Origin of the sequence: Nocardia goodfellowii (assembly GCF_017875645.1) — a bacterium.
In the GTDB taxonomy this organism is placed as follows: Bacteria; Actinomycetota; Actinomycetes; order Mycobacteriales; family Mycobacteriaceae; genus Nocardia; species Nocardia goodfellowii.
The window spans coordinates 3,789,900-3,813,518 of the sequence record NZ_JAGGMR010000001.1 but is presented as its reverse complement, the minus strand read 5'-3'; the positions used below and the strand labels follow the sequence as shown (position 1 = coordinate 3,813,518).

Here is a 23,619-nt window from a genome sequence, read left to right as displayed (position 1 = left end):
CCTTTCGTGCGCACTGAGCAAGGACTCCGCGCGGCCTTCGGTCGCCGCGCGGGACGGGTCGGGCTTTTCGCGGCCATTCATTCCCCACCCCGTAGACAAACGCCGTTTCGGACCACGATAGCGACGTGCTCGACTAGGTCTTCTTCGACAACCGAGGAACACCAGATTCCTGACCTCGCAGCCGCAAGTCGCCAAAGGGAGCATCGGCCCCAAACTCGCTCGCAAGTCACCCCAGCCGGTTGCGGTAAGCATTCGCGGTTGACACCCACACAAAAAGAACCGCCGGACAGTCCGAGAGACCATCCGGCGGTTCGTAATACTCGGCGCTGAATTACCCAGCGCCCCAGCTGATTACCAGCCGCGCTCGGCGAGGCGGTGCGGCTGCGGGATCTCGTCGACGTTGATGCCGACCATGGCTTCACCCAGGCCGCGCGAGACCTTGGCGAGGACGTCCGGGTCGTCGTAGAAGGTGGTGGCCTTCACGATGGCGGCGGCGCGCTCGGCGGGGTTGCCGGACTTGAAGATGCCGGAGCCGACGAAGACGCCCTCGGCGCCGAGTTGCATCATCATCGCGGCGTCGGCCGGGGTGGCGATGCCGCCGGCGGTGAAGAGGACCACCGGCAGCTTGCCGGTCTCGGCGACCTCGCACACCAGCTCGTACGGCGCCTGCAGTTCCTTGGCCGCGACGAACAGCTCGTCCTTGGGCAGCGACTGCAGCTTGCGCAGCTCGGCGCGGATCTGGCGCATGTGGGTGGTGGCGTTGGAGACGTCGCCGGTGCCGGCCTCTCCCTTGGAACGGATCATGGCCGCGCCCTCGGTGATGCGGCGCAGCGCCTCACCCAGGTTGGTGGCGCCACAGACGAAAGGCACGGTGAATTGCCACTTGTCGATGTGGTTGGCGTAGTCGGCCGGGGTGAGCACCTCGGACTCGTCGATGTAGTCGACGCCGAGGGACTGCAGGATCTGCGCCTCGACGAAGTGGCCGATGCGCGCCTTGGCCATCACCGGGATGGAGACGGCGGAGATGATGCCCTCGATCATGTCCGGGTCGCTCATCCGGGAAACGCCGCCCTGGGCGCGGATGTCGGCGGGGACGCGCTCCAGCGCCATCACGGCGACTGCGCCCGCGTCCTCGGCGATCTTGGCCTGCTCGGGGGTAACCACATCCATGATCACCCCGCCCTTGAGCATCTCGGCCATGCCGCGCTTCACGCGCGCGGTGCCGACAGTGTTGGTGGTCTCGGGCGTGGTCACGGCTGTCTCCTGAGTCATGTGTGCCAATCGGATCGCTGAAGAACTATCGACCCAATTCTAGGCCCGCCCGAAAAGCCACTAGATAGCCAGTTGCACACCACTGGCCTGGTACCCGAGGGCCTGCCTAGAGCGGCGCGACCACCAGCAGCGTCGCCCAGTACTGCGCGGCCGCCGGGCCCATGAGCGGCAACAGGAAATCGTAGAGCAGGTACGACATGAGTTAGTTACCTCCACAGACCGAACAGGGGACCGCCCCAAGACATTTGGAGCGCCGACGCCGAATTTTGAACACGTCCGCAATGGTTTACCCGCCGGGGGCCGATCCAGTCCGAAGCTAGCACGATCGTGAACCAGATCACAGCGCGCTGGGTCACACCCCGCGGAATCGTTTCGACGGCGGAACTCCGGAAATCCAGTGCCCAGGGCTGCGGACACGTCGCAGAAAGCGAGTCTGCTCACGCGGGCGTTCACGACGGGGCCAGGTCCTCGACGCGCACGCCACTCACGAAACCCACGTCGCGCCGACGAGAGGGACGGAGGGTCTCGTGGCCGATCGAGGCCAGCACCGACCGACCGGAATTGCCTGCTAACTCACCGAATGGAGGTGACTTCCAGTTCGGATTCACTGGCCGCGGCGGCGATGGCGGCGGGGAGCAGTTCGTCGAGGTGGTAGGGGTAGACGGTTTCGCCGGAGCGGTCGAGGGCGGCGATGTCGGCGGGGGTGCACCATTTGTTGCCGGTAATGGAGCGGCGTTCGATGGTGGTGAAGTTGCCGGGTTTCGGGTCGAAGGCGGTGACGCGCAGGACGAAGAAGAGTTCTTCGGCGCGGATGAGTTCGCGGTTGAACGGGAAGACGGCGACGCGACGCCAGATCGGGCCGCGCAAGGTGGCGGGGTTGGCTTCGTAGCCGGTTTCCTCCCACAGTTCGCGGACGGCGGCGGCACGCAGCGACTCTCCTGGTTCGACGCCGCCACCGATGGTGAACCAGAAGGAGATGTCGGGGGTGGCGGGGTCGTGGCCGCGCATCAGCAGGACGCGGTCGTCCGCGTCGAGCAGGACGATCCGGGCGGAGGTGCGCACGGTGTCGACCTCGAGGCCGGTGGACGCCGCCGGGGTGACGCGCTCGGTGATCTCGAAATAGGTGGGCAGCGGTGCGGTGCCGGCGATGTGCAGCAGGCGCACCGAGCGGCGGGTGCGCAGCGCCAGGGTGTCGCGGACGGCGTCGTTGTGGAAGCGACGGGCGATGAGGACGCGGGCTTCGGCGTCGGCGAGTTCGGCGACCAGCTGCGGGGCCAGGGTGCCGATGTCGACCGTGGAAAGGGCTGCCGACAGCTGGTTCTCGACGGTTTCGCGGTCGGTGCGGCAGGCGCGTTCGGCTTGCGCCGCCAAGGTGGACAGACGTTTGGCCAGGTCCGCGTCGGCGATGGTGAGCGCCACCGAACGGGCGACGACCGCGCGCCGGGCCAGGGCGCTGTCGAGGGCGTGCCAGGACTGGTCGGAACGCACATGCAGGCGGTCCAGCCGGTTGGCGGTGGAGTAGGCCCACACACCGATGGAGAGAACGACCGCCGCGATGAGCGCGAGAACGAGGACCGTGGTGGCGGAGAAGGTGATCATCCGGCGGCCCGCACCCGGGTGTGGCCGACGGTGACGGTCTCGTAGACCCGCAGGATCTGTTCGGCGACCACCGGCCAGTCGTATTCGCCGACCACTTGATTCGCTGTGTGCACCAGCGCCTCCCGGCGTGCACCGTCGGTGAGCAAAGTGTCCAGGGCTTCGGCGACGCGAGCCGAATCACCCACGGGGACAAGCATTCCCGCGGCGCCGTCACGCAGCACCCGGCGGAACGCGTCCAATTCACTGGCCACCACGGCGGTTCCGGCGGCCATGGCCTCGATCAGGATGATGCCGAAGCTCTCACCCCCGAGATTGGGTGCCACGTAGACATCGGCGCTGCGCATCGCCGAGGCTTTCTCGCCGTCGGACACCTGCCCCAGGAACCGCAGATGTTTCGCCAGCGGCCCGGCTTCGCGGCGCAGTCTGTCCTCGTCGCCGCGGCCGACGATGAGGACCTGCACGTCCGGATGCCGCCGCACCAGCTCGGGCAGCGCCCCGAGCAGCACCGACATCCCTTTGCGCGGTTCGTCGTAGCGACCCAGGAACAGCACTGTCCCACCGGCTCTCGGATAGCCCGGCAGCATCGGCGCGCGCGCGAACGCGGGCACATCCACTCCGTTGGGAATCTCGACGGCATCGGATCCGAGTGCCTCGACCTGCCAGCGCCGCGCCAGCTCCGACACCGCGATCCGGCCGCTGATCTTCTCGTGGTAGGGCCGCAACACACCCTGAAACGTGCTGAGCACCAACGACTTCGTGGTGGAGGTATGGAATGTCGCGACGATCGGCCCCTCGGCGATCTTCAACGCGAGCATGGACAGCGATGGCGCGTTCGGCTCGTGGATGTGCAGCACATCGAAGTCGTTGCCGTCGATCCAGCGCCGAATCCTGGTGTAGGCCATGGGTCCGAACGACAGCCGCGCCACCGACCCGTTGTAGGGAATCGCCACCGCGCGCCCCGCCGACACCACGAAGTCCGGTAGTGGAGTCTCCTCGGAGGCGGGCGCGAGCACGCTGACCTTGTGCCCGCGTTCGATGAACACCCGGGCCAGCTCGACCACATGAGCTTGCACGCCGCCCGGCACGTCGAACGAATACGGGCAGACCATGCCGATTTTCATCGAGTCCGCCCGGGGCCGGCCGGCGGGGTGGACGAGCTGCGCACCGCGGCGATCCGCGCCAGCCGTTCGGCTGATAGATCGCCTTCCCATAGCGGTTGCAGCATGTGCCAATCCGCCGGGTGCGCACCGATATTCGCGGCGAAGCGATCCGCCAGCGCCTGGGTCGCGGACTCGACACCGGCCGAAACATCGAGCGGCGCTTCGGTCTTCATGCCCCAGCCTTCGCGGCCGTCGGCGGAAGCCGTGAACCAGGTGTGCACCGGGATCAGCGCCGCTCCCGTTTCGATCGCCAGCTTCGCCGCACCGGCGGGCATCCAGGTGCGTTCACCGAAGAAGTCCACGGGCACGCCCCGGCCGGTGAGGTCTCGCTCCCCCAGCAAGCACACGACCTTGTTCTCGCGTAGCCGTTCGGCGAGGGCCGCGAACGGCGGCTGCTCTCCGCCGGTGAGGGGAAATACCTCGAATCCGAGGCTTTCCCGGTACGCGACGAATCGCTCGAACAATGATTCCGGCTGCAACCGTTCCGCGACGGTGGCGAAGGTGCCGTGGTTCTGCACCAGCCACACCCCCGCCATATCCCAGTTTCCGGAGTGCGGCAGCACGCAGACCGCACCGCGCCCGGCGGCCAGCGCTTCCTCGAGGTGATGGATGTCCTGCACCGAAAGCTCACGCCCCAGCGCGGCATGGTCCATCCCCGGCAGCCGGAACGCTTCCCGCCAGTACCGGGCGTAGGACCGGATACTGGCCTGGACGAGTTCGTCCGGTACGTGCTCCGGCGTGACGCCCAGCACCCGGGCCAGGTTGCGCCGCAACTGTTTCGGCCCGCCGCGGGCGGCGAACCGGTCCGCGCCCGCGTTGAAGAGTTTGCGCGCGGTCGTCTCCGGCAGCGCCCGCACCAACCGCCAGCCGGCCGCGTAGGCGCGATCGGTCAGCATGGCCTGGAACTTACTCACTGTGCCTCCGGGGCCTGCGGCCGCGCGGGCGCGATCACATCGCGCGCGCCCGGCGAATTGCGAACGGCGAGCACGCGCTGGAACACCGTCACGATGCTCAGCACCGCGAGGATCCACATCGCGACATGCACTGCCCAGGTGAGCCATTCGATACCCCAGTGCCCGCCGATGCCGGTGAGCCCGGCCCCCACGAGCACGATGACCAGCCGATCCGGCCGCTCGATCCAGCCGCCGTCGGCGGACAGCCCGCTGGCCTCGGCACGTGCCTTCGCGTACGAGATCACCTGGGAGGTAACCAGAACCACGAGGGTCGCGAAGAACAACCACCTGTTGTGCTCGTGATACACCGCCCACCAGGCGAGTCCGCCGAAGATCGCGCCGTCGGCCACCCGGTCGCAGGTGGCGTCCAGCACCGCCCCGTATTTGGTGCCGCCGCCGCGTGCTCGGGCCATCGCGCCGTCGAGCATGTCGAACATGACGAACAGCCAGATCACCATGGTCCCCCAGAACAGGTGTCCGCTGGGGAACAGTGTGAGGGCCGCGGCGATCGAGGCGGTGGTTCCGATGACGGTCACGGCGTCCGGAGTGAGCCCGGTCCGCACCAGCGCCCGGCCCAGCGGCGCAGTCGCTTTCGCGAACGTCTCGCGACCGAAGAAGCTGAGCACCCCTGTTAGTCCGTCTCTTTCCAGGCGGCAGCCAGGAGCGCCCTGGTCTCCCGCAGCAGCTGCGGCATCACTTTCACGCCACCGACGACGGTGATGAAGTTCGCGTCGCCGCCCCAGCGCGGCACGATGTGCTGGTGCAGATGGTCGGCGAGCGAACCGCCCGCCACCCCGCCGAGGTTCAGTCCGACGTTGAAGCCGTGCGGACGCGACACACTCTTCATCACCCGGATGGCCCGCTGCGTGAACGCCATCAGTTCGAGGCTTTCCGCGTCGGTGAGCTCTTCGAGGTCGGCGACCCGGCGATAGGGCACCACCATCATGTGGCCCGGGTTGTACGGGTACAGGTTGAGCACCGCGTACACCAGTTCGCCGCGGGCGATGATGAGTCCGTCTTCGTCCGACATCTTGGGGATGTCGGTGAACGGGTGTCCGGAGGCGTCCGCGGGGCGCGGCGCGGCGGCCGCCTCGGCGATGTAGGACATCCGGTACGGCGTCCACAGTCGTTGCAGCCGATCGGGTTCGCCGGCACCCCGGTCGACGATGCGGTCCGCGCCCGCCTCGCCGTCCGCCATCCCCCAGTCCTCGAAGTCGCTACCGGTCATTGCCCGGCCTGAACGATTTCGAAGCCCTCGGCGGTCGGCGAATCGTTGACCCGGTTGCGCACCCATGCCTCGATGGTGGCCACCGCGTCGGCGGTCGGCACCCCGTTGACCTGGGTGCCGTCCCGGAATCGGAAGCTCACAGCGCCCGCGTTCACGTCGCGCTCGCCGGCGAGCAGCATGAACGGGATCTTCTGCGCGGTGTTGTTGAAGATCTTCTTCTGCATCCGGTCGTCGCTGCGGTCGACCTGGGCGCGGATACCGCGGTCCCGCAACTGCTCGATGACCGAGTCCAGGTGCGGGGCAAAGGCTTCCGCGACCGGGATGCCGACGGCCTGAACCGGCGACAGCCAGGCCGGGAAGGCGCCCGCGTAATGCTCGGTGAGCACGCCGAAGAACCGTTCGATGGAGCCGAACAGCGCGCGGTGGATCATGACCGGGCGATGCTTACCGCCGTCGGGACCGGTGTACTCCAGTTCGAAACGCTCGGGCAGGTTGAAGTCGAGCTGAATCGTCGACATCTGCCAGGTGCGGCCCAGCGCGTCCTTGCACTGCACGGAGATCTTCGGACCGTAGAACGCGGCGCCGCCCGGATCCGGGACCAGCTCCAGACCGGAGGCCGAAGCGACCTTCGACAGAGTCTCGGTGGCCTCTTCCCACAGCTCGTCCGAGCCGACGAACTTCTTCGGGTCCTTGGTGGAGAGCTCCAGGTAGAAATCGTCCAGGCCGTAGTCCTTGAGCAGACCGAGCACGAATTCCAGCGTGCTGGTGAGCTCCGCGTGCATCTGCTCCTTGGTGCAGTAGATATGCGCGTCGTCCTGGGTCATACCGCGCACCCGGGTGAGGCCGTGGATGACGCCGGACTTCTCGTAGCGGTACACCGAGCCGAACTCGAACATCCGCAGCGGCAATTCCCGGTAGGACCGGCCGCGCGCCCGGAAGATCAGATTGTGCATCGGGCAGTTCATCGGCTTGACGTAGTAGTCCTGGCCGGGCTTGCGGACGGTGCCGTCCTCGTTCAGTTCGGCATCGAGGTGCATGGCCGGGAACATGCCGTCCCGGTACCAATCGAGGTGGCCCGAGACCTCGAACAGGTGGCCCTTGGTGATGTGCGGGGTGTTGACAAACTCGTAGCCCGCGGCCACGTGCCGGCGGCGCGAGTATTCCTCCATCTCCTTGCGGATGATGCCGCCCTTGGGGTGGAACACCGGCAGGCCGGAGCCGAGCTCGTCGGGGAAGCTGAACAGATCCAGCTCCAAACCGAGCTTGCGGTGGTCGCGGCGTTCGGCCTCTTCGAGCAGGCGCAGGTACTCGTCCTGGGCCTCGGTCGATTCCCAGGCGGTGCCGTAGATGCGCTGCAGATCCTCGCGGTCCTGGTCGCCGCGCCAATACGCGGCCGAGGAACGAGTCAGTTTGAACGCGGGAATGAACTTGGTGGTGGGGATGTGCGGGCCCCGGCACAGATCGCCCCACACGCGTTCGCCGGTGCGCGGATCCAGGTTGTCGTAGATGGTCAGCTCGTTGCCGCCGACCTCCATCACCTCGGGATCGTCGATACCGGACTTGTCGCTGATCAGCTCCAGCTTGAACGGCTCCTTGGCCAATTCGACCCGGGCGTCCTCGATCTCGATCACCCGGCGCGAAAAGCGCTGCGCGCCTTTGATGATCTTCTTCATCCGGGATTCGAGCTTGGTCAGATCCTCCGGGGTGAACGGGCGCTCGACCTGGAAGTCGTAGTAGAAGCCGTCCTTGATGGGCGGCCCGATGCCGAGTTTGGCTTCCGGGAATTCCTGCTGCACCGCCTGGGCGAGCACGTGCGCGGCGGAGTGCCGGATCACGCTGCGGCCGTCCTCGGTGTCGGCGGCGACCGGTTCCACCTCGGTGTCGGTCTCGGGGATCCAGGACAGATCCTTGAGCGCACCCTCGGCATCCCGGACCACCACGATGGTGTCCGGGCCCTTGGTGGGAAGACCCGCCTCCCGCACCGCAGCGCCGGCCGTAGTCCCGGCCGGCACCAGGATGCGCACGGCGAGGGTCTGGGGGGCTGAGGCGTTCACGGCGGCCTTCTCCTTGGCGTTGTTTTCTTGTGCGGGTCTTTCCCGCACGCGTCATCACCGGCGGCGTAGAGCTCCGGCGCGACCATGCTATCGGCACCGCACCGGCGGCGCGTCGCCGCGTCAGGCAGGCCGCGCGTCGGGTCGGGCCGGGTCAGCTCTCGGCCGCCAGCTTCGCCAGCAGCGTCTTCCGCTCCGCGGCAGACCGTTTCGGGCAGCTGGTGCACATGTCACAGCCGGGGACCTCGTAGACGAGGCAGCAGGAGATACGCCGAACGTAGGTGCGGCCGCCGATGTCGACGAAGCGCGGGACCGGGAGTTTGCCGCCGACCTCTTTCGCGAGCCGTGCGCCCGCGTCCGGGCCGCCCGCGTCGAGCGCGCGGTTGCCGACGGCGTCGGCCACGATCGCCCATAGTGCGGGTACGCCCGCACCGGATACCGCGGCGACCGCCGGGATCACCGCCGACAAGGTTTCGCGCAGCGCGCCCGCCGGGTCCGCGCTGTCGCTGGAAAGGATATGGACCCGTTCGATGCCGCCATCGGGCCGGACCTCACAGTCGAGCCGGTCCAGCGTGGGTTCCGGCGCCGGCCGGCCCTGCGCATAAGCCCGCGCCGGCTGCTCGACCAGTGCCGAGGCCACCATGCACCACCACAGCGTGCCCGCGATCCGCGGTGTGCCCGTGCCCCAGGATTCGCCCATCTCCGCGATTCGCGCGGCCAGCCATTCCGGCTGGGTGAGTGTGCTCCCGGGAACCGTCACCATGTCAGGGGACTGTGTAACCACTTCGATTCGACTCCGATCCAGCCGCCGATCATCCCGAATGTGCCGAGCAACCACAGCGTCGCGACGACCAGCAAGCCGGTGAGTACCGCCGCCGACACCCGCATGACCAGACCCCGACTGGAGTACCAGGCCATACCCTGCCGGTACTTGGCCCGCAGCCAGCCGAGAGCCTCTCTGGCCCAGGAGAATTCGGTGGCGAGGATGCCGAGTCCGGCGAACACGATAGCCCAGCCGGGTCCGGGATATGGGATAGCCAGGACGCCGAGAACCAGCACCGCGGCACCGACCACCGCGACCCCGATCCGGTAGGCGAGGTTCAGCGTAGGGCGCTCGGTGATCGCGTCGCGGAAGGCGCGCCAGCGGCCGGCTTCGGTGGACTGTTCCAACTCGGTACTCACACAGCCAGCGTACGAGACAACGGACAGCGCCCGAACCCGCTCGAATCCGAAGGGTTCGAGCGGGTTCGGGTTCGGCTTACACCAGTTCCGGTGTCGGGTGCTCATCCGCGATGTGCGCGAGCCCGTCGACGGTGACCTCGATGACGCGCGCGGTCGCGATATCGAAGAACAGACCCGAGACCGTCACGCCGCGCTCGGCGATCGCGGCCCGCACCGACGGATGCCGGTGCAGCGTCTCCAACTGGACGGCCACGTTCACCATGCCCAGCTGATCCACCTCGCCGAAACCGGCCGCGGCAGCGGCCCGCGCGACGGGATGGCCGAGGTGGAACCGGTCCAGGCTGGGCTGCGCGTGCGCCAGCCAGGTGCCGATACCGGTCTGGCCCATCTGTTCGTGATCGCCACGGTGCAATGCCGCCATGGCACCGCAGGAGGAGTGCCCGCACACCACGACCGAGCGCACGTTGAGCTTCTCCAGTGCGAAGGTGAGCGCCGCCTCGACCGAGACATCGCCCTGCTCGGGCACCAGGTTGCCGACATTGCGGACGGTGAACAAGTCGCCGGGGCCGCTGTTGGTGATCACGTTCGGCACCACCCGCGAATCGGCGCAGGTGAGGAAGAACGAATCCGGATCCTGGTGGTCGCGCAACTCGTCCAGGTGCGGGCGCACCACATGGGCATGGCTGCGGTGATAGGCGGCGACGCCGGCGGTGATCGGATCCCGCCGCTCCCGCCCGTCCCGCTGCCACGGGCCGAGCACCTCGTCGAACATGGCGCGGCCGAAACCACGCGCCGGCGGGCCGCTGGACGCGTCCGCCATGCGCGCACTGCCGATTTCGACGAATTCCACACTGCCGCCGTGGTTTTCCTGCTGCCGCACCCATTCCGAGAGCGCTTCGAAGGCCGCGTGATCGAGGAAGTCGACGGTCATCTCGACCGTCACGTCGGCATCGACGGGCACCTTCGCCAGCTCACCGGACAGCTTCGGCAGCGCGAGGAAGGTGCAGGACCCGTCGATGGTGACCAGCCAGCGTCGCGAAGCCGGAATCGGCCGGGCCACGATCGCGACCCGCACCACGCGCCACAGCAGCAGCGCGAAGGCCAGGACCAGACCGATGACCACGCCTTCGAGCAGGTTCAAGAACACCACGCCGCCGATGGTCACGGCGTAGACCATCAGGTCACCGGTGCGCCGGGCCAGCCGGATGTGTGCCAGCTTCACCAACTGGATGCCGATCACGATCAGCAGACCGGCCAGCGCGGCGAGCGGAATCTGCTGCACCAGTCCGGCCAGCGCCACCGAGAACAGCAGGATCCACACGCCGTGCAGCACCGCCGAGGTCCGCGACCGCGCCCCCGCCTGCACGTTGGTGGCGCTGCGCACGATCACGCCGGTGACCGGCAGGCCGCCGACCAGACCCGACAACACGTTGGCCGAACCCTGCCCGACGAGTTCGCGGTCGAAATTGGTGCGCGGGCCGTTGTGCATCTTGTCCACCGCGACCGCCGAGAGCAGGCTCTCCACGCTGGCGATCAGCGCGATGGTCAGCACCATGAGCGCGACCGCCGACCAGCCGCCGTCCGGAATCTCGGGCAGGCCGATGGCGTCGAACAGCGAACCGTCCAGCACGATGCGCTCCGCACCGGTGGGCAGCAGCAGCGACAGCACAGTGGCCGCGACCACGGCGACCAGCGGGCCGGGGACGACGCGGATCTGCGCGGGGACGTAGCGCCAGCCGAGCATGATCGCGATGACCACACCGCCGACGAACACGCCACCGCCGTGCAGATCGAGCAGCTGGCCGGGCAGTTCGATGATGTTGTTCCAGGCCGAGCTGTGCGAGGAACCGCCGAGCAGCACATGCATCTGCTGCAGCGCGATGGTGACACCGATGCCGGCCAGCATCGCGTGCACCACGACCGGCGCGACCGCCAGCGCCGCGCGGGCGATTCTGCTCAGCCCGAACAGGATTTGCAGCACACCGGCCGCGACAACGATGAAACAGGTGGTGCGCCAGCCGAATTGGCTGATGGATTCGGCGACGACCACGGTCAGGCCGGCGGCCGGGCCGCTCACCTGCAGAGTGGATCCGCCGATGAGACCGACGACGATGCCGCCGATGACGGCGGCGATCAGGCCCGCGGCCACCGGCGCACCGGAGGCGACGGCGATACCGAGTGACAACGGCAGCGCGACCAGGAAGACCACGATCGACGCGGGAAAGTCGTGGCGCGCAATGGAATTCAGACGATCAGTCAGTGATCGGGTACCCGTTCCGGGTCCGGGCACAGGTGGGGCTGGGTCAATTTCGACAGCCATGGCTCCTCCAGGTCCAGCGATGATGAGGCGATCGCCGACGCGCCGTTGGGTCGGCAGGTAAATCCGCTCGAGAATATTGGTAAAGACTTAGCAAAGGTTAAGAAGTTGCCTCGAAGTGGCTGGAGCCATAGCGCTGCAATGGTGTGAGCCTGACCACAGTTGACGTTCAAACGGACTCTGCCGCAATAGGACTGGGCGTCTCATCGAAGTGAGCGAGGCCGTCGACGGTCACCTCGATGACCCGCGCGGTAGCGATATCGAAGAACAATCCGCGGACCTCGACACCGCGTTCCCGCATCCCCCGATGCACCGCCGGATGCGCGTGCAAGGTCTCCAACTGCAGCGCCACGTTCACCATCGCCAGCTGATCCACCTCGCCGAACCCGGCCGCGGCCGCGGCGCGCGCGACCGGATGCCCGACCCGGAACTGCGCCAGGCTCGGGCGCGCATGCGCCAGCCACTCCCCCAGCGCCTGGCCGGTCTGCACCGCGCGAAGCAGCGCATCCATTGCGCCACAACCGGAATGGCCACACACCACCACGGTGCGGACGTCCAGCTTTTCCAGCGCGTAGACCAGCGCGGCCTCGACCGAGGAGTCGCCGTTGCCGATGGGCACCAGGTTGCCGACATTGCGCACCGTGAACAGGTCGCCGGGGTCGCTGTTGGTGATGACGTTGGGCACGATCCGAGCGTCGGAGCAGGTGAGGAACAGGGTTTCGGCTTCGTGATGGTCACGCGGGCCGTCCACGTGCGGACGCGTCGGGTGCGCGTGCGCGCGGTGATACGCCGAGATCCCGGCGACCACCGGATCGTCTCGGTGGCCGGTGCGCCGGGCCGGCCCGGTCCCCTCGTCGTTGCGGGCGTGCCCGCGTGTGGGTGGACCCGCCGTCGCCGTGGCCATGCGCACCGGGCCGAGCTCCACGAATTCCACTACGCCGCCGCTGTTTCGGTGCCGGCCGACCCATTCCTCGATCATCTCGTAGGCCGCGTGGTCGAGAAAGTCGACACTCATCTCCAGCCGGACTACCGCACCCGCGGGCACCTTCGCCAGCTCCGAGGTCAGCTTCGGCAGTGCCAAGAAGGTGCAGCTGCCCTCGATCGTCACCAGCCACTGGTCGCCGAATTCACCGTCGGGCCAGGGCTTCGCCACGATGTGCGCCCGGACCACGCGCCACAGCAGCAGCCCGAAGGCCAGCGCCAGGCCGATCAGCACGCCCTGCAGCAGGTTCAGGAAGACCACGCCCGCGACGGTGACGGTGTAGACCACCAGGTCACGGGTCCGATGGGCGAGCCGGATATGGGCCAGCTTCACCAGCTGGATGCCGATCACGATGAGCAAACCGGCCAGGGCGGCGGTCGGGATCTGACGCACCACCCCGACCAGGGCCACCGAGAACACCAGGATCCAGATCCCGTGCAGCACCGCGGAAGCCCGGCTGCGCGCTCCCGCGTCGACATTCGCGGAGCTGCGCACGATCACACCCGCCACCGGCAGGCCACCGAACAACCCCGAGATCACGTTCGCGGTCCCCTGCCCGAGTAGTTCGCGATCGAAATCGGTGCGCTCGCCGCCGTGCATCTTGTCCACGGCCACCGCCGAGAGCAGACTCTGCACGCTGGCGATCAGTGCCACCGTCAGCACCGTCACCGACACCGCGAACCAATCGCCCTCCGGGAGGCGCGGCAGCGCGATTTCATCGAAAAGGCTGCCGTTCAGGGGTATTCGACCCACATCGACCGGCAGCACCAGTGACAGCACGGTGCCGACGGTCACCGCGACCAGCGGACCGGGCACGACGCGTACCCGGGCGGGCAGGTAGCGCCAGCCGAGCAGGATCGCGATGACCACACCGCCGATCAGGACCGCCGGACCGTGCGAGTGCACCAGCTGACCCGGCAATTCGAGGACGTTGTGCCAGGCCGAACTGCGCGCGGAACCGCCGAGCAGTACATGAATCTGCTGGAGCGCGATGGTGATACCGATACCCGCCAGCATCGCGTGCACCACCACCGGCGCGATTCCCAGTGCCGCGCGCGCAATGCGGCTGAAGCCGAACAGCACCTGCAGCACACCGGCCGCTACGGTGATGAAACAGGTCGTGGCCCAACCGAATTGGGCAATCGTCGAGGCGACCACCACGGTGAGCCCGGCGGCGGGCCCGCTCACCTGGAGCACCGAGCCACCCAGTGCTCCGCCCACGATGCCGCCGACCACCGCGGCGACCAATCCGGAGGCGACCGGCGCGCCGCTGGCGACCGCGATGCCGAGCGAAAGCGGAAGGGCGACAAGGAAGACCACGAGTGAGGCGGGAAGATCGTGTCGGAGCACCGGCCGTAGCAGGTCGAAGAACCATTGCGCGGTGTAACGCGGCGACGTCCGTGGTGCGGAATCGGTGTCGGTGAACATATTTCTCCTTCGCCGAACCGGCAGCGCCGGATTCGGTTCATCGGTCGAACATGTACAGGCATCGAAAACGAGCGGCGGGCGAAGCGAGGACTTCGAAACGCTGGTTTGGAGCAACCACCCGGTTACGCAGAGAACTGGGTGATAGTAAAGACTTCGCAAAGCTGTTGGAAAGGGCTTACGTGGCCCTGACCGGAAATCGCTATCAAAATGTGATCGCAGTCACACCAGAATAGCCGCGTCTGGTCCGGCGGACTGGGCCCCGGCCAGTCATAGCGGCCGCGACGGACGCGGGCGGTTCCCACCGCCGTAAAACGCGGCACAGCCGGTGCCCATCAGGATCGCGCAGCCGCAATGCAGACCGCAACCGTGATTGGGCAAGCCTGGATTTCAGCGCGACTTACCGACCGACACGCCGAGTTCTGGCCAACCGGAGCTGCGAAGCGCCCCGGCGGCGCCGGGTACCGGGGACGCTGGGCAGGTGAAGATTTACGCCGACCGCGGGACGGTTGCCGTTCGTCAGCTGCTTACGGATCTGCTTGTGCTGGTGTGGGTTTACCTCGCCGTCCGAGGCGCGTGGTGGGTGCACGATCTGGTGCGCAAACTCGCCGTGCCCGGCCAGAAACTGGAGGGCGCGGGCAACGGCATGGCCGACAATCTCGGGGATGTCGGGGACAAAGTCGGACGAGTACCCGTCGTCGGTGACGAACTGACGACACCCTTCGACAAGGCCGCCGCCGCAGCCCGATCGATCGCCGAAGCCGGACACGACCAGCAGGGGCTTGTCGACGATCTCGCCGTGGCTCTCGCCATCGGATTGCTGATCTTCCCGATCGGCCTGGTGCTGTTCGTCTGGCTACCGCGCCGGTTGCGCTGGATGCGGCGGGCGGCAGCGGCGCAGGCCCTGCGCGCCGCGCCCAGCGGACGGGATCTGCTCGCGCTGCGCGCCCTCACCAATCAGCCGCTGCGCCGGCTGCACCGCATCGACCCGGAGGTGGTGGACGCCTGGCGGCGCGGCGACGAGGACACGGTGCGCCGATTGGCGGCCTTGGAACTTCGTGCCCTGGGCCTGCGCGGCAAGTGACGCGCCGGTCAGTATTCGTCGCGTTTACGCGGCCAGTCGTCGAACCCGGTGCCGCGGCCCAGCGGGGCGCGGTCGAGTAGCTGCCAGGTCGCGTTGAGCACTTCGGTGCCGCGGTCGTAGGTGGAGTAGGTGTGGAAGACCGAGTCGCCGACCCGGGCGAAACTGCTGAGGGCCATCAGTTCCATGACGTCGAGCATGTTGCCGGGGCGACGCTCCGTCGGGACGTGCATCAGCTCGTAGAAGTCCTCGTTGAAGCCGTTGTCGCCCAGCGACACCCATTCGATGTCCCAGCCGAAGCGCCGCTTGTAGTCGTTGAGGACGGGCAGCGGGGACCGCGAGGCGAGGATGAAAGTCACGTCCCGATGGGCCAGGTGGGGTACCGCGCCGACCAAGTTGTCGGTTTCGAAGGTGCAGCCCGAGCAGCCCTCCGGCGTTTTCGGGCCGTGCATGAAGTGCCGGATGATCAGCTGGGAGCGGCCGTCGAACAGTTCGGCCAGCGTCTTCTCCCCCGTGTTGGTGTGGAACCGGTACTCCTTGGTGACCGGGACCCAGGGCAGCGCCTGGCGTTGCCGGGTCACTTCGTCGCCACGGCGGGTCAGTTCCTTTTCCGCCGCGCGCAGTTTCTCGTAAGCTGCCCGCCACTGCTCGCGAGTGCCGGCATCGTGCATGGGCATGACTCATCCTTCCGCTGTGTGGACCTCACCTATATGGACGAGTCGAGCGCGGCGAATTCATCGCGGCTCAGCCGAGCAGGCGCTGTTCCGTCGCGACCGCGACCGCCGCCGCGCGGGTGTCGACACCGAGCTTTTCGTAGATCCGGCCCAGGTGGGTCTTCACCGTGGACTCGCTGATGTGCAGGGCACGGGCGATCTCCCGGTTGCCGAGCCCGTGGGCGAGTTGGCCGAGGATGTCCAGTTCGCGAGCGGTCAAAGTAGGCACCGGGTTTCGCATCCGGGCCATGACCCGCTGGGCGACTGGTGCAGACAGTGCGGGGCGGCCCGCGGCGGCGGCGTGGATTGCCGCGAAGAGTTCTTCGGGGCGCTCGGCTTTGAGGAGATAACCGGTCGCACCGGCCGCGATGGCGCGGGAGATGTCGGCGTCGGTGTCGTAGGTGGTCAGTACAAGAACATGAGCGTTGTTGCCGGACAACACGATCCGCCGGGTGGCTTCGATTCCGTCGATGCCGGTGCCGAGTTGCAGGTCCATGAGCACGACGTCCGGAGCGAGCCGGGCGGTCAGGGCGACAGCTTCGGCACCGGTGCCCGCTTCGCCGACCACTTCGATGCCGGGAGCGCTGGCCAGCAGGGCTAGCAGACCGGCGCGCACAACGGCGTGGTCATCGCAAACAAGCACGCGCACAGGGCTATTCATGCGGGTCCCCACGGGATCGCGGCGGAGAGCACCGTCCCTTCGCCCGGCGTGGACTCGATCGTCAAAGTGCCGCCGAACTGATGCAACCGGGCGCGGATTGCCGCAAGTCCGTAGCCGCGGTCACCGTTTCCGGAGACGGACGCCGCGGCATCGAAACCCATACCGTCGTCGGCGATATCGAGTACCACCTGATCATCGAGGGTGGTGAGGGTAAGTGTGGCCGTGCTCGCCCGGGCATGTTCACGGACATTCGCCAGCGCACCTTGCGCGATCCGCAGCAGAGTCGCCTCGACCCGGTCCGGCAACCGTGGCGGATTCCCCTCCGCGCGGAAACGGACCGTGAGCGCCTCGGAGCTCTCGCGTTGCGCCAGCGCGTCCAGCGCCGCGCCGAGCGACCCGCTGGCCGCCAAGTCCGCCGGGGCCAGATCACGCACGAATTGCCTTGCCTCGGTGAGGTTCTGCTCGGCTATGGATTCGGCGGAACGAACGTGCGCGAGCGCGCGTCGCGGATCGGTGGCCCAGATGCGGTCGGCGGCTTGCAGGAGCATTCGCTGGCTGGACAGCCCCTGCGCGAGCGTGTCATGGATCTCCATGGCCAGACGTTCCCGCTCGGCGAGAGTACCTTCGCGGCGTTCGGTCTCGGCGAGTTCGCGGCGGGTCCGGATCAGATCGTCGATGAGCATCCGCCGGCGCTCGGATTGCCGTCGCATATAGACGAAAACAGCGGTGGCGAGTACGACCACGGTCGGCAGCGTGACCAGCACAGCCGGATCGGCCCACCCGGCCAGCCGGATCTGCGCGCCGGCGACGAACGCGGTGAGCACCGCGACCAGGAACAACGCCGTGCGCAACGGCAGGATTCGCAACCCGGTGTACAGCAGCGGCACCGCGCACCAGGCGAAACTCGGCGCGAGCGCGACCAGCACGATCCAGAGCGCGACCACCAGCGCCAGCCACCCGACCCGGCCCCGGCGCGCACCGAGCGCGTAGAGCCCGGCCATCGCCACCGACAGGACGGCAATCGCCGGTGTCCGCGCCGAGTCGGGGTGCCGGAGCAGGAACCTGGTAAGCGAAGCAGCGACCAGCAACAGGAAAGCGACGTGCATGATCACGCCGACGATCCGGTCGCCGTCGGCCTCCGCGCTCTCGGTCACCGCCCCATTCTGCCCCGCACCAGCGGGCCCCGTATCAGCCATTCGGACGACCCCCGCATCCACCGGGCTACCACCGATCCCCGACCTGCTCACCGATTCGGCCGGCCCGGGTCCTGCCGCAGGATCGAACCAGCACCGAACCACCCTCCGAAAGGACACCCACTGTGCCCACCTCTCGTCGCACCCGCACCGGCCTGCTCGCCGGGGCCGCCGTCCTCGCCGCCCTCGGCGCGGGCGCCGTCGCCGTCGACCTGACCGGCTCCGATTCCCCCGCCACCGCCCAGGTCGCGCTGGCCGCCGACGCCACACCTGCCAACCTGCGGCAAACCACCCACCTCTCCCTCGATGCCGCCACCCGCGCCGCCGAAGCCGCCCTCGACGCCGCCGCACAGAAGAACCAGCGCGTCAGCGTCGCCGTCGTGGACCGCGACGGCAACACCTTGGTCACCCTGCGCGGCGACGGGGCCGGACCCCAGTCCTACGAGTCCGCCACCCGCAAAGCCTTCACCGCCGTCTCCTGGAACGCCGCCACCTCCGACCTCGGCAACCGGCTCGCGTCCACTCCCCGGCTCGCCGACATTCCCGGCACCCTGTTCCTCGGCGGCGGCGTCCCCGTCACCGCCGGCAACGCCCCGATCGCGGGCATCGGGGTCGCGGGCGCCCCGAGCGGTGACCTCGACGAGGAATTCGCCCGCGCGGGCGCCGCGGAACTCGCCCGCTGACGGTCAGGACGGCCAGTCGTCCAGGTTCGCCCGGCGCACCCGCTGGAGGAAATACTCGAGCGGCGCCTCGTCCGGGCGTTCCGGCAGGGCCGTCGTCGCGGTGTCGAATTTCCGCTCGTACTCCGCGATCAGCGCCTTCGCCGCGGCGTCTCCGGAGTCCGTCGTCAGCTGGCGGCCGAACTCGAAGTACGGTTCGGGGTCGGGCAGCCGGACCGGCAGTTCTCCGGTCGTGTAGAGCTCATATCCCTGCCACAGCAACCGCATGGTGTGCCGGGCATGCTTGGCCAGGCGGGGATCGTGCAGGCCCTGGGTTTCGCGGCGATGCAGCATCCGGCGGAATTGCGCCATCGCGTAGCCGAAATAGGAATGCCGGACCCGCTGCGCCGAAAGGAAACTCGACCGCAGGCCCACCAGTTCCGAGCCGAAATCGGTGACCACGGTGTACTCGTCCAGCCACAGGATCTCGGTCACCGTCGGATTGCAGGACAGAATCAGCCCCATCGCCTTGCCGACCTCGTGATAGGTGGCGTCGGCGCCGTCACGGCCGTGGCGGGTGCCTTTGTCCCGAGTAGGCGGCTTCAATCCCAGGAAGGAGCGGGTGGGCTCCACGTACACACCGAGATAGTCGACATCGCTGGCGGGCGTATCGAGCCCGTAGGCGAACGACCCGACCACACCCTCCAAAAGCAGGTCACCCATGCTTCCCCCTCCGCTACCGTCGCGACAACCATCGCAAGACCGGCGCGCCCGCGGCAAGCCATTTTCCGGTCCGCGAGCGGCACCCCGACGCCGCTCGCGGGCCAGGACTCAGTAAGCGATGAAGAGGATTTCGTCGCGGGAGTAGTCGTGTCCGGGGTGGTTGTCGGCGAGGTGCTTGCGCGTCTTCGTGACCAGGTCGTCCTCGTCAGTCCCGACGATGGTCTCGCCGCAGGGGCAGTTCAGGTTTCGTTTCACCAGCGGGCCCTCCTTTCCCTCGAAAGTCTAGGCGGGGACGCCGGACCGCGCCGACCCGGTTCCCTAGCCGACGAGCATGGCGAAGATCGCCTTGGGTGCGGCGAACCATTCCCGGAGGTTGTTGCGCAGCACCGTGATTCGACGGCATTCGCAATACGCCGTGACGCCGTGGGCGTCGATCCCGGCGGACCGGCACAGGGCGACCGCGCGCGGCAGGTGCTCGTACTGGGTGACGATGAGAGCGCGGTCGACGCCGAACAGCTGCTGGGCCCGCTCACACGTCGCACGCGTGGAAAGGCCCTCCGGATCGGAACGGACCAACCCCGGTTCGATGCCCTGCCGCGCGAGATAGCTTGTCATCGAGGCGATTTCGTCACCGGAGACGCCGCCCGCGTCACCGGAGACCAGAATGCCCGCGGCCTTACCCGTGCGCACCAGATCGATCGCGGCATCCAGCCGGCCCCGCAGATACGACATCGGCGTGCCGTCCTCGGCGACCTTGGCCCCCGGCACGATCACCACGGGCGCGGCCGGCGCGTCCGCCACCTCCGACCGGTGCCCGGACGACACCAGCCACAGCCACGCGTTCGCCCCGACGACCAGCACCAGCAATCCGGCGACCGCCGAACCGCCCCACCACAACACCGGGCGACGCCGCACCCTCAACTGACTTTTGATTCCCATAGATCCGCCACGATACGGTCCAGAGTCCGGCGACCCATCCGGCTCATCGCCGGGTTGCTGTCGATGTAGTACCAGACCAGCCCCATCGCTTGGGCGAAAGCCCAGGCGCGGCCCCGGTCCCACTCCGGGTCGTCGCAGCCGAGCTCGGTGCGGAGCACCCGGCGCGGGCCTGCCTCGAGCAGATGCCACGCGCCGACCAGATCCACCGCCGGATCCGCCGGGCCGAATCCACCGACATCCAGCACGCCGGTCAGCCGTCCCCCGGAGACGAGCACATTGCCGGGGATCAGGTCACGGTGGCTCATCACGTCGGCGTCCGTCCCGCGCGGCAGTTCACTCATGTCGCGCCAGAGCCGTCGCAACACACCGACATCCAGCAGCCGCTCGCTGTTGCGCAAACAGGTTCGCAGCCAGTCGTCGTGCGCGCGCAATTCACCGCCCCGGCCGTTGCCCGTGAACCTCCGCCCAGCAGTAGGAATCGCCCGCACCGCACGCACGAACTCGGCCAGATCTCTTGCGAAATCCGCGGATTCACCGGGGTCTTCGTCGATGGCCGCCTGCCCGCGCAGCCAGGTCTGCACCGACCAGGGCAGCGGATAGTCTTCGCCTGGTTCACCCATCGCGATCGGCTCCGGTGTCGGGAATGGCGTGCGGCCGAACAGCTCCCGCGCTGCCGCCGCTTCCGCCGACAACGTCCGCCGCACCTGGTCAGCGTCACCTGGCTTCAGCGGGAACCGGGCCGCCAGGTGATCGCCGATCCGGAATATGGCATGGTCCGTCCCGGCCCCTTCGACGCGCCTGACCCGCAGCCCCCGCCATTCGGGAAACTGCCGATCAACCAGTCCGCGCACCGTCGCGGTCGACACCGTCAGCTGTCCTGGATGCATCCTCACCCACCCGAAATCGGTGTGAATCCTCGGAACCGGGCTCAAGCGTCGTCGAGCACCGTGCGCAGCCGCTGCAAGGTCGATTTCCAGCCGCGCTCCATGGCGTTGCGGACCATCTTCTGCCGACGGTCGCTGATGTCGAAACCCGTTTGGGTCAGCAGGAGCCGGGTGCCGCGGCCCTCAGGTTGGATCGTCCAGTCGAGGACCCAGCGGGCCGGGTGATCGGCGCGCAGGTCGAACCAGGTGTGGGTCAATTGTTCCGCGGGCCGGGCGGTCAGGATTTCGCAGGCGATCTCGCTGGAACCGGGGTTGGTGGGCAGAATGAAAATGAAATGCGTTCCGGTGGCGGGGGCGAAGCCGATCGACCGCATCAACCAGCGTTCGATCAGATCCGGCTCGGTCAACGCCCGCCAGACAGCCTGCGGCGGCTGCGGGAAGAAGCTGCCGATCTCGACCGCGGCAGGATCCAACTCCGAATCGGAAACCACGCACACCTCCTCGACGAGTCCAGGCCACCAGCATTCCATTTCGCCGCGCCCGCGGACACGAAGACGCGGGGTTCGGTTATCGAAGGCGCGGTCACGATCCAACTGGCGAGCAACCCTAGCGCGGTCTCCGACGCCGATCGGCCTCGGCAGGGCGGAATCACAGCGTCTGATCGGGGATCGGCTGGGAGCGAGTAGATTTCGTGCCCACTCGTGCGGAGATGCCCGGATACCCGATGTGAACAACGGTGACGTCAGTGCCGAGCATTCTGTTCTCGACCGTCAGAGGCCGGTTCGGTCACCGCGGCTGTGCTCGCCGACCAATTGGCGAGCAACTGGAGTGCGGTCTCCGATGACGACCCCGCTTCGGCGGTGTAGATGCACAGGGTTTGATCGGGATCGCCTGGCAGCGTGACACTTTCGTAGTCGATAGTGAGATCACCGACCAGTGGATGGTGGTAGCGCTTGGTGCCGAAGCTGCGCTCACGGACGTTGTGGTCAGCCCACCAGCGGCGGAATTCCGGGCTTTTGATCGATAGCTCGCCGACGAGTTCGGCCAGCAACGGGTCATCGGGATGGCGGCCCGCGTCCAGACGCAGGACGCCGACATTGTCGCGGGCGACCTCCTCCCAATCCACATAGAGTTCCCGGGCGGATTCATCGAGGAAGCAGTAGCGCAACATATTTCGGTCGCGCGGCGCGAGGGCCTCGAAATCGGTCATCAGGGCGCGGGCCAGATGGTTGGTGGCGAGGATGTCCATACGCCGTCCGAAGACGAACGCGGGTGTCACGTCATCGAGTGTCTCCAGGATGCGGCGCACGCCCGGCCGGACCCGCTGCACGCGCGCTGGAGGGCGGCGGCGAGTACGCCGCGTACCGGTACGCGCGATCCGGAACAGGTGGGAGCGTTCGGTGTCGTCGAGACGCAAGGCGCGGGCCACCGCGTCGAGCACCTCGTCGGACACATTGAGGTTGCGGCCTTGTTCGAGCCGGCTGTAGTAGTCGACACTCACCCCCGCCAGCTGCGCGACTTCCTCGCGACGCAAGCCCGGGACCCGGCGCACGCCACCGGTCCCGCCGATCCGCATGTCATCGATGTTCAGGCGCGCGCGACGGCTGCGCAGGAATTCCTTCAGCTCGGCGTTGTGCTCCACGGTTCCAGTGTGCCGGGCACGGGGGGGCGACGGGGGCGACCAAGGTGGGTCTGCTGGACCGAGGTTCGACGGACCGAGGTCGAGCAGGGCTCGTTTAGACCCACCGAAGGCCCGCTCCACGTTGTTGTCTCGAATGTGCGGCCGATCCGCCGCGAACGACACCGAGGAGAACCCAGATGACCCAGAATGCCTCCGCCCTGACCGGACGTGTCGCCGTTGTGACCGGCGCCTCCAGCGGCATCGGCGAAGCAACCGCCAAGCGGCTGGCCGCGTCGGGCGCGAAAGTGGCGGTGCTGGCCCGCCGCGCCGACCGCTTGGAGCGGCTCGTCGCAGAGATCGAGCAGTCCGGCGGGACCGCCCTGGCGCTGCCGGTGGACGTCACCGACGCCGCGGCCCTCACCGCCGCGGCCGACCGTGTCGCCGCCGAACTCGGCACCGCCGACCTGCTGTTCAACAACGCCGGCGTGATGTTGCCCGCACCGGCCGAGGAACTGGCGGTCCAGCAGTGGCAGCAGCAGATCGACTTGAACGTGTCCGGGTTGATGAACGTTATCGCCGCGTTCCTGCCGCAGCTGATCTCGTCGGCCGCGGCGAAGGGAGTCGCCGATCTGGTCAACACGTCTTCGATCGCGGCGCAGAATATCTTCCCGAGCTTCGCGGTCTACTCGGGCACCAAGGCCTATGTGACACATCTGTCGCGCACCCTGCGCGCGGAGCTCGGGGCCAAGGATGTCCGGGTCTGCGTGGTCGAACCGGGCATTGTCAGCACCGAATTGCAGGAGCACGTCACCGATCCGGGTGCGCTGGAGTGGCTGGCCGGTGTCAAGGAGACGATTACCTGGCTGAATCCGGAGGACGTCGCCGCGGCGGTCGAGTTCCTGGTGACGCAGCCCGCGCACGTCAACCTGCAACAGGTCACGATCATGCCGACCCGGCAGGCGTCGTAAACCGGACG

Annotated in this window: 23 protein-coding genes; 3 read left to right on the top strand and 20 right to left on the bottom strand. The window is 67.9% G+C overall.

From position 1 onward, the window contains the following. Window positions 1-351 precede the first annotated feature (351 nt). From pdxS to BJ987_RS17330, 11 genes are all read right to left on the bottom strand, one after another. The gene (gene pdxS, locus BJ987_RS17380) at window positions 352-1,254 is read right to left on the bottom strand and encodes a pyridoxal 5'-phosphate synthase lyase subunit PdxS (RefSeq protein WP_372446871.1); all 903 of its coding nucleotides are present in this window, start codon (window positions 1,252-1,254) and stop codon (window positions 352-354) included. A gap of 591 nt (window positions 1,255-1,845) precedes the next feature. Beyond that, the gene (locus BJ987_RS17375) at window positions 1,846-2,868 is read right to left on the bottom strand and encodes an NUDIX hydrolase (RefSeq protein ID WP_209898593.1); all 1,023 of its coding nucleotides are present in this window, start codon (window positions 2,866-2,868) and stop codon (window positions 1,846-1,848) included. Next, window positions 2,868-3,992, bottom strand: a complete 1,125-nt coding sequence (locus BJ987_RS17370; protein ID WP_209890923.1) for a glycosyltransferase family 4 protein — start codon at window positions 3,990-3,992, stop codon at window positions 2,868-2,870. The genes BJ987_RS17375 and BJ987_RS17370 overlap by 1 nt, the downstream gene beginning before the upstream one ends. Beyond that, window positions 3,989-4,927, bottom strand: a complete 939-nt coding sequence (locus BJ987_RS17365) for a phosphatidylinositol mannoside acyltransferase (protein WP_209898590.1) — start codon at window positions 4,925-4,927, stop codon at window positions 3,989-3,991. The genes BJ987_RS17370 and BJ987_RS17365 overlap by 4 nt, the downstream gene beginning before the upstream one ends. Before the next feature lie 14 nt (window positions 4,928-4,941). Then, window positions 4,942-5,610, bottom strand: a complete 669-nt coding sequence (pgsA, locus tag BJ987_RS17360; RefSeq protein ID WP_209890921.1) for a phosphatidylinositol phosphate synthase — start codon at window positions 5,608-5,610, stop codon at window positions 4,942-4,944. A 5-nt stretch (window positions 5,611-5,615) separates the two neighbouring features. Next, window positions 5,616-6,212: an ATP adenylyltransferase gene (locus BJ987_RS17355; protein WP_372446870.1), complete on the bottom strand. Its 597-nt coding sequence runs from the start codon at window positions 6,210-6,212 to the stop codon at window positions 5,616-5,618. Beyond that, window positions 6,209-8,266, bottom strand: a complete 2,058-nt coding sequence (thrS, locus tag BJ987_RS17350) for a threonine--tRNA ligase (protein ID WP_209890918.1) — start codon at window positions 8,264-8,266, stop codon at window positions 6,209-6,211. Before thrS ends, BJ987_RS17355 begins: the two co-directional genes overlap by 4 nt. A gap of 151 nt (window positions 8,267-8,417) precedes the next feature. Beyond that, window positions 8,418-9,026: a (2Fe-2S)-binding protein gene (locus BJ987_RS17345; protein ID WP_209890915.1), complete on the bottom strand. Its 609-nt coding sequence runs from the start codon at window positions 9,024-9,026 to the stop codon at window positions 8,418-8,420. Continuing rightward, on the bottom strand, window positions 9,020-9,445 hold the full coding sequence (locus BJ987_RS17340; RefSeq protein WP_307869651.1) for a TIGR02611 family protein: 426 nt from the start codon (window positions 9,443-9,445) through the stop codon (window positions 9,020-9,022). The genes BJ987_RS17345 and BJ987_RS17340 overlap by 7 nt, the downstream gene beginning before the upstream one ends. A gap of 76 nt (window positions 9,446-9,521) precedes the next feature. Next, window positions 9,522-11,765 (bottom strand): SulP family inorganic anion transporter, encoded by a 2,244-nt coding sequence (locus tag BJ987_RS17335; RefSeq protein WP_209890909.1) that lies wholly within the window; start codon window positions 11,763-11,765, stop codon window positions 9,522-9,524. A 166-nt stretch (window positions 11,766-11,931) separates the two neighbouring features. Next, on the bottom strand, window positions 11,932-14,172 hold the full coding sequence (locus BJ987_RS17330) for a SulP family inorganic anion transporter (protein WP_209890906.1): 2,241 nt from the start codon (window positions 14,170-14,172) through the stop codon (window positions 11,932-11,934). 478 nt (window positions 14,173-14,650) lie between these two features. Here BJ987_RS17330 and BJ987_RS17325 point away from each other — a divergent pair, with 478 nt between their 5' ends. Continuing rightward, window positions 14,651-15,253, top strand: a complete 603-nt coding sequence (locus tag BJ987_RS17325) for a hypothetical protein (RefSeq protein WP_209890903.1) — start codon at window positions 14,651-14,653, stop codon at window positions 15,251-15,253. Between the two features lie 8 nt (window positions 15,254-15,261). Here BJ987_RS17325 and BJ987_RS17320 read toward each other — a convergent pair whose 3' ends face one another. From BJ987_RS17320 to BJ987_RS17310, 3 genes are all read right to left on the bottom strand, one after another. Further along, entirely contained in the window at window positions 15,262-15,927 is a 666-nt protein-coding gene (locus BJ987_RS17320; RefSeq protein WP_209890901.1) for a DUF899 domain-containing protein, read from the bottom strand. 67 nt (window positions 15,928-15,994) lie between these two features. Further along, complete coding sequence (locus BJ987_RS17315; protein WP_209890898.1) at window positions 15,995-16,624, bottom strand: response regulator; 630 nt, start codon at window positions 16,622-16,624, stop codon at window positions 15,995-15,997. Then, entirely contained in the window at window positions 16,621-17,778 is a 1,158-nt protein-coding gene (locus BJ987_RS17310) for a sensor histidine kinase (protein WP_307869650.1), read from the bottom strand. The genes BJ987_RS17315 and BJ987_RS17310 overlap by 4 nt, the downstream gene beginning before the upstream one ends. Before the next feature lie 164 nt (window positions 17,779-17,942). Between BJ987_RS17310 and BJ987_RS17305 the strand changes: the two genes are divergently transcribed. Beyond that, window positions 17,943-18,500, top strand: coding sequence for a GlcG/HbpS family heme-binding protein (locus tag BJ987_RS17305; RefSeq protein ID WP_209890893.1), 558 nt, complete (start codon window positions 17,943-17,945; stop codon window positions 18,498-18,500). A gap of 3 nt (window positions 18,501-18,503) precedes the next feature. Here BJ987_RS17305 and BJ987_RS17300 read toward each other — a convergent pair whose 3' ends face one another. The 6 genes from BJ987_RS17300 to BJ987_RS17275 all read right to left on the bottom strand — a co-directional run bounded on the left by BJ987_RS17300 (window position 18,504) and on the right by BJ987_RS17275 (window position 22,664). Next, a complete protein-coding gene (locus tag BJ987_RS17300; RefSeq protein ID WP_209890890.1) occupies window positions 18,504-19,199 on the bottom strand; it encodes a nucleotidyltransferase domain-containing protein in 696 nt (231 codons plus the stop codon). 108 nt (window positions 19,200-19,307) lie between these two features. Further along, window positions 19,308-19,454, bottom strand: a complete 147-nt coding sequence (locus BJ987_RS17295) for a DUF1059 domain-containing protein (RefSeq protein ID WP_209890887.1) — start codon at window positions 19,452-19,454, stop codon at window positions 19,308-19,310. 63 nt (window positions 19,455-19,517) lie between these two features. Further along, window positions 19,518-20,138: a SanA/YdcF family protein gene (locus BJ987_RS17290; RefSeq protein ID WP_209890884.1), complete on the bottom strand. Its 621-nt coding sequence runs from the start codon at window positions 20,136-20,138 to the stop codon at window positions 19,518-19,520. Next, window positions 20,117-21,025: an aminoglycoside phosphotransferase family protein gene (locus BJ987_RS17285; protein WP_209890881.1), complete on the bottom strand. Its 909-nt coding sequence runs from the start codon at window positions 21,023-21,025 to the stop codon at window positions 20,117-20,119. The genes BJ987_RS17290 and BJ987_RS17285 overlap by 22 nt, the downstream gene beginning before the upstream one ends. 41 nt (window positions 21,026-21,066) lie before the next feature. Further along, the gene (locus BJ987_RS17280) at window positions 21,067-21,513 is read right to left on the bottom strand and encodes an SRPBCC family protein (protein WP_209890878.1); all 447 of its coding nucleotides are present in this window, start codon (window positions 21,511-21,513) and stop codon (window positions 21,067-21,069) included. A 251-nt stretch (window positions 21,514-21,764) separates the two neighbouring features. Further along, a complete protein-coding gene (locus BJ987_RS17275) occupies window positions 21,765-22,664 on the bottom strand; it encodes a helix-turn-helix transcriptional regulator (RefSeq protein ID WP_209890876.1) in 900 nt (299 codons plus the stop codon). Window positions 22,665-22,840: 176 nt separating this feature from the next. On the opposite strand from BJ987_RS17275, the gene BJ987_RS17270 reads away from it, so the two are divergent. Beyond that, a complete protein-coding gene (locus BJ987_RS17270; protein ID WP_209890873.1) occupies window positions 22,841-23,611 on the top strand; it encodes an SDR family oxidoreductase in 771 nt (256 codons plus the stop codon). Window positions 23,612-23,619: the final 8 nt, after the last annotated feature.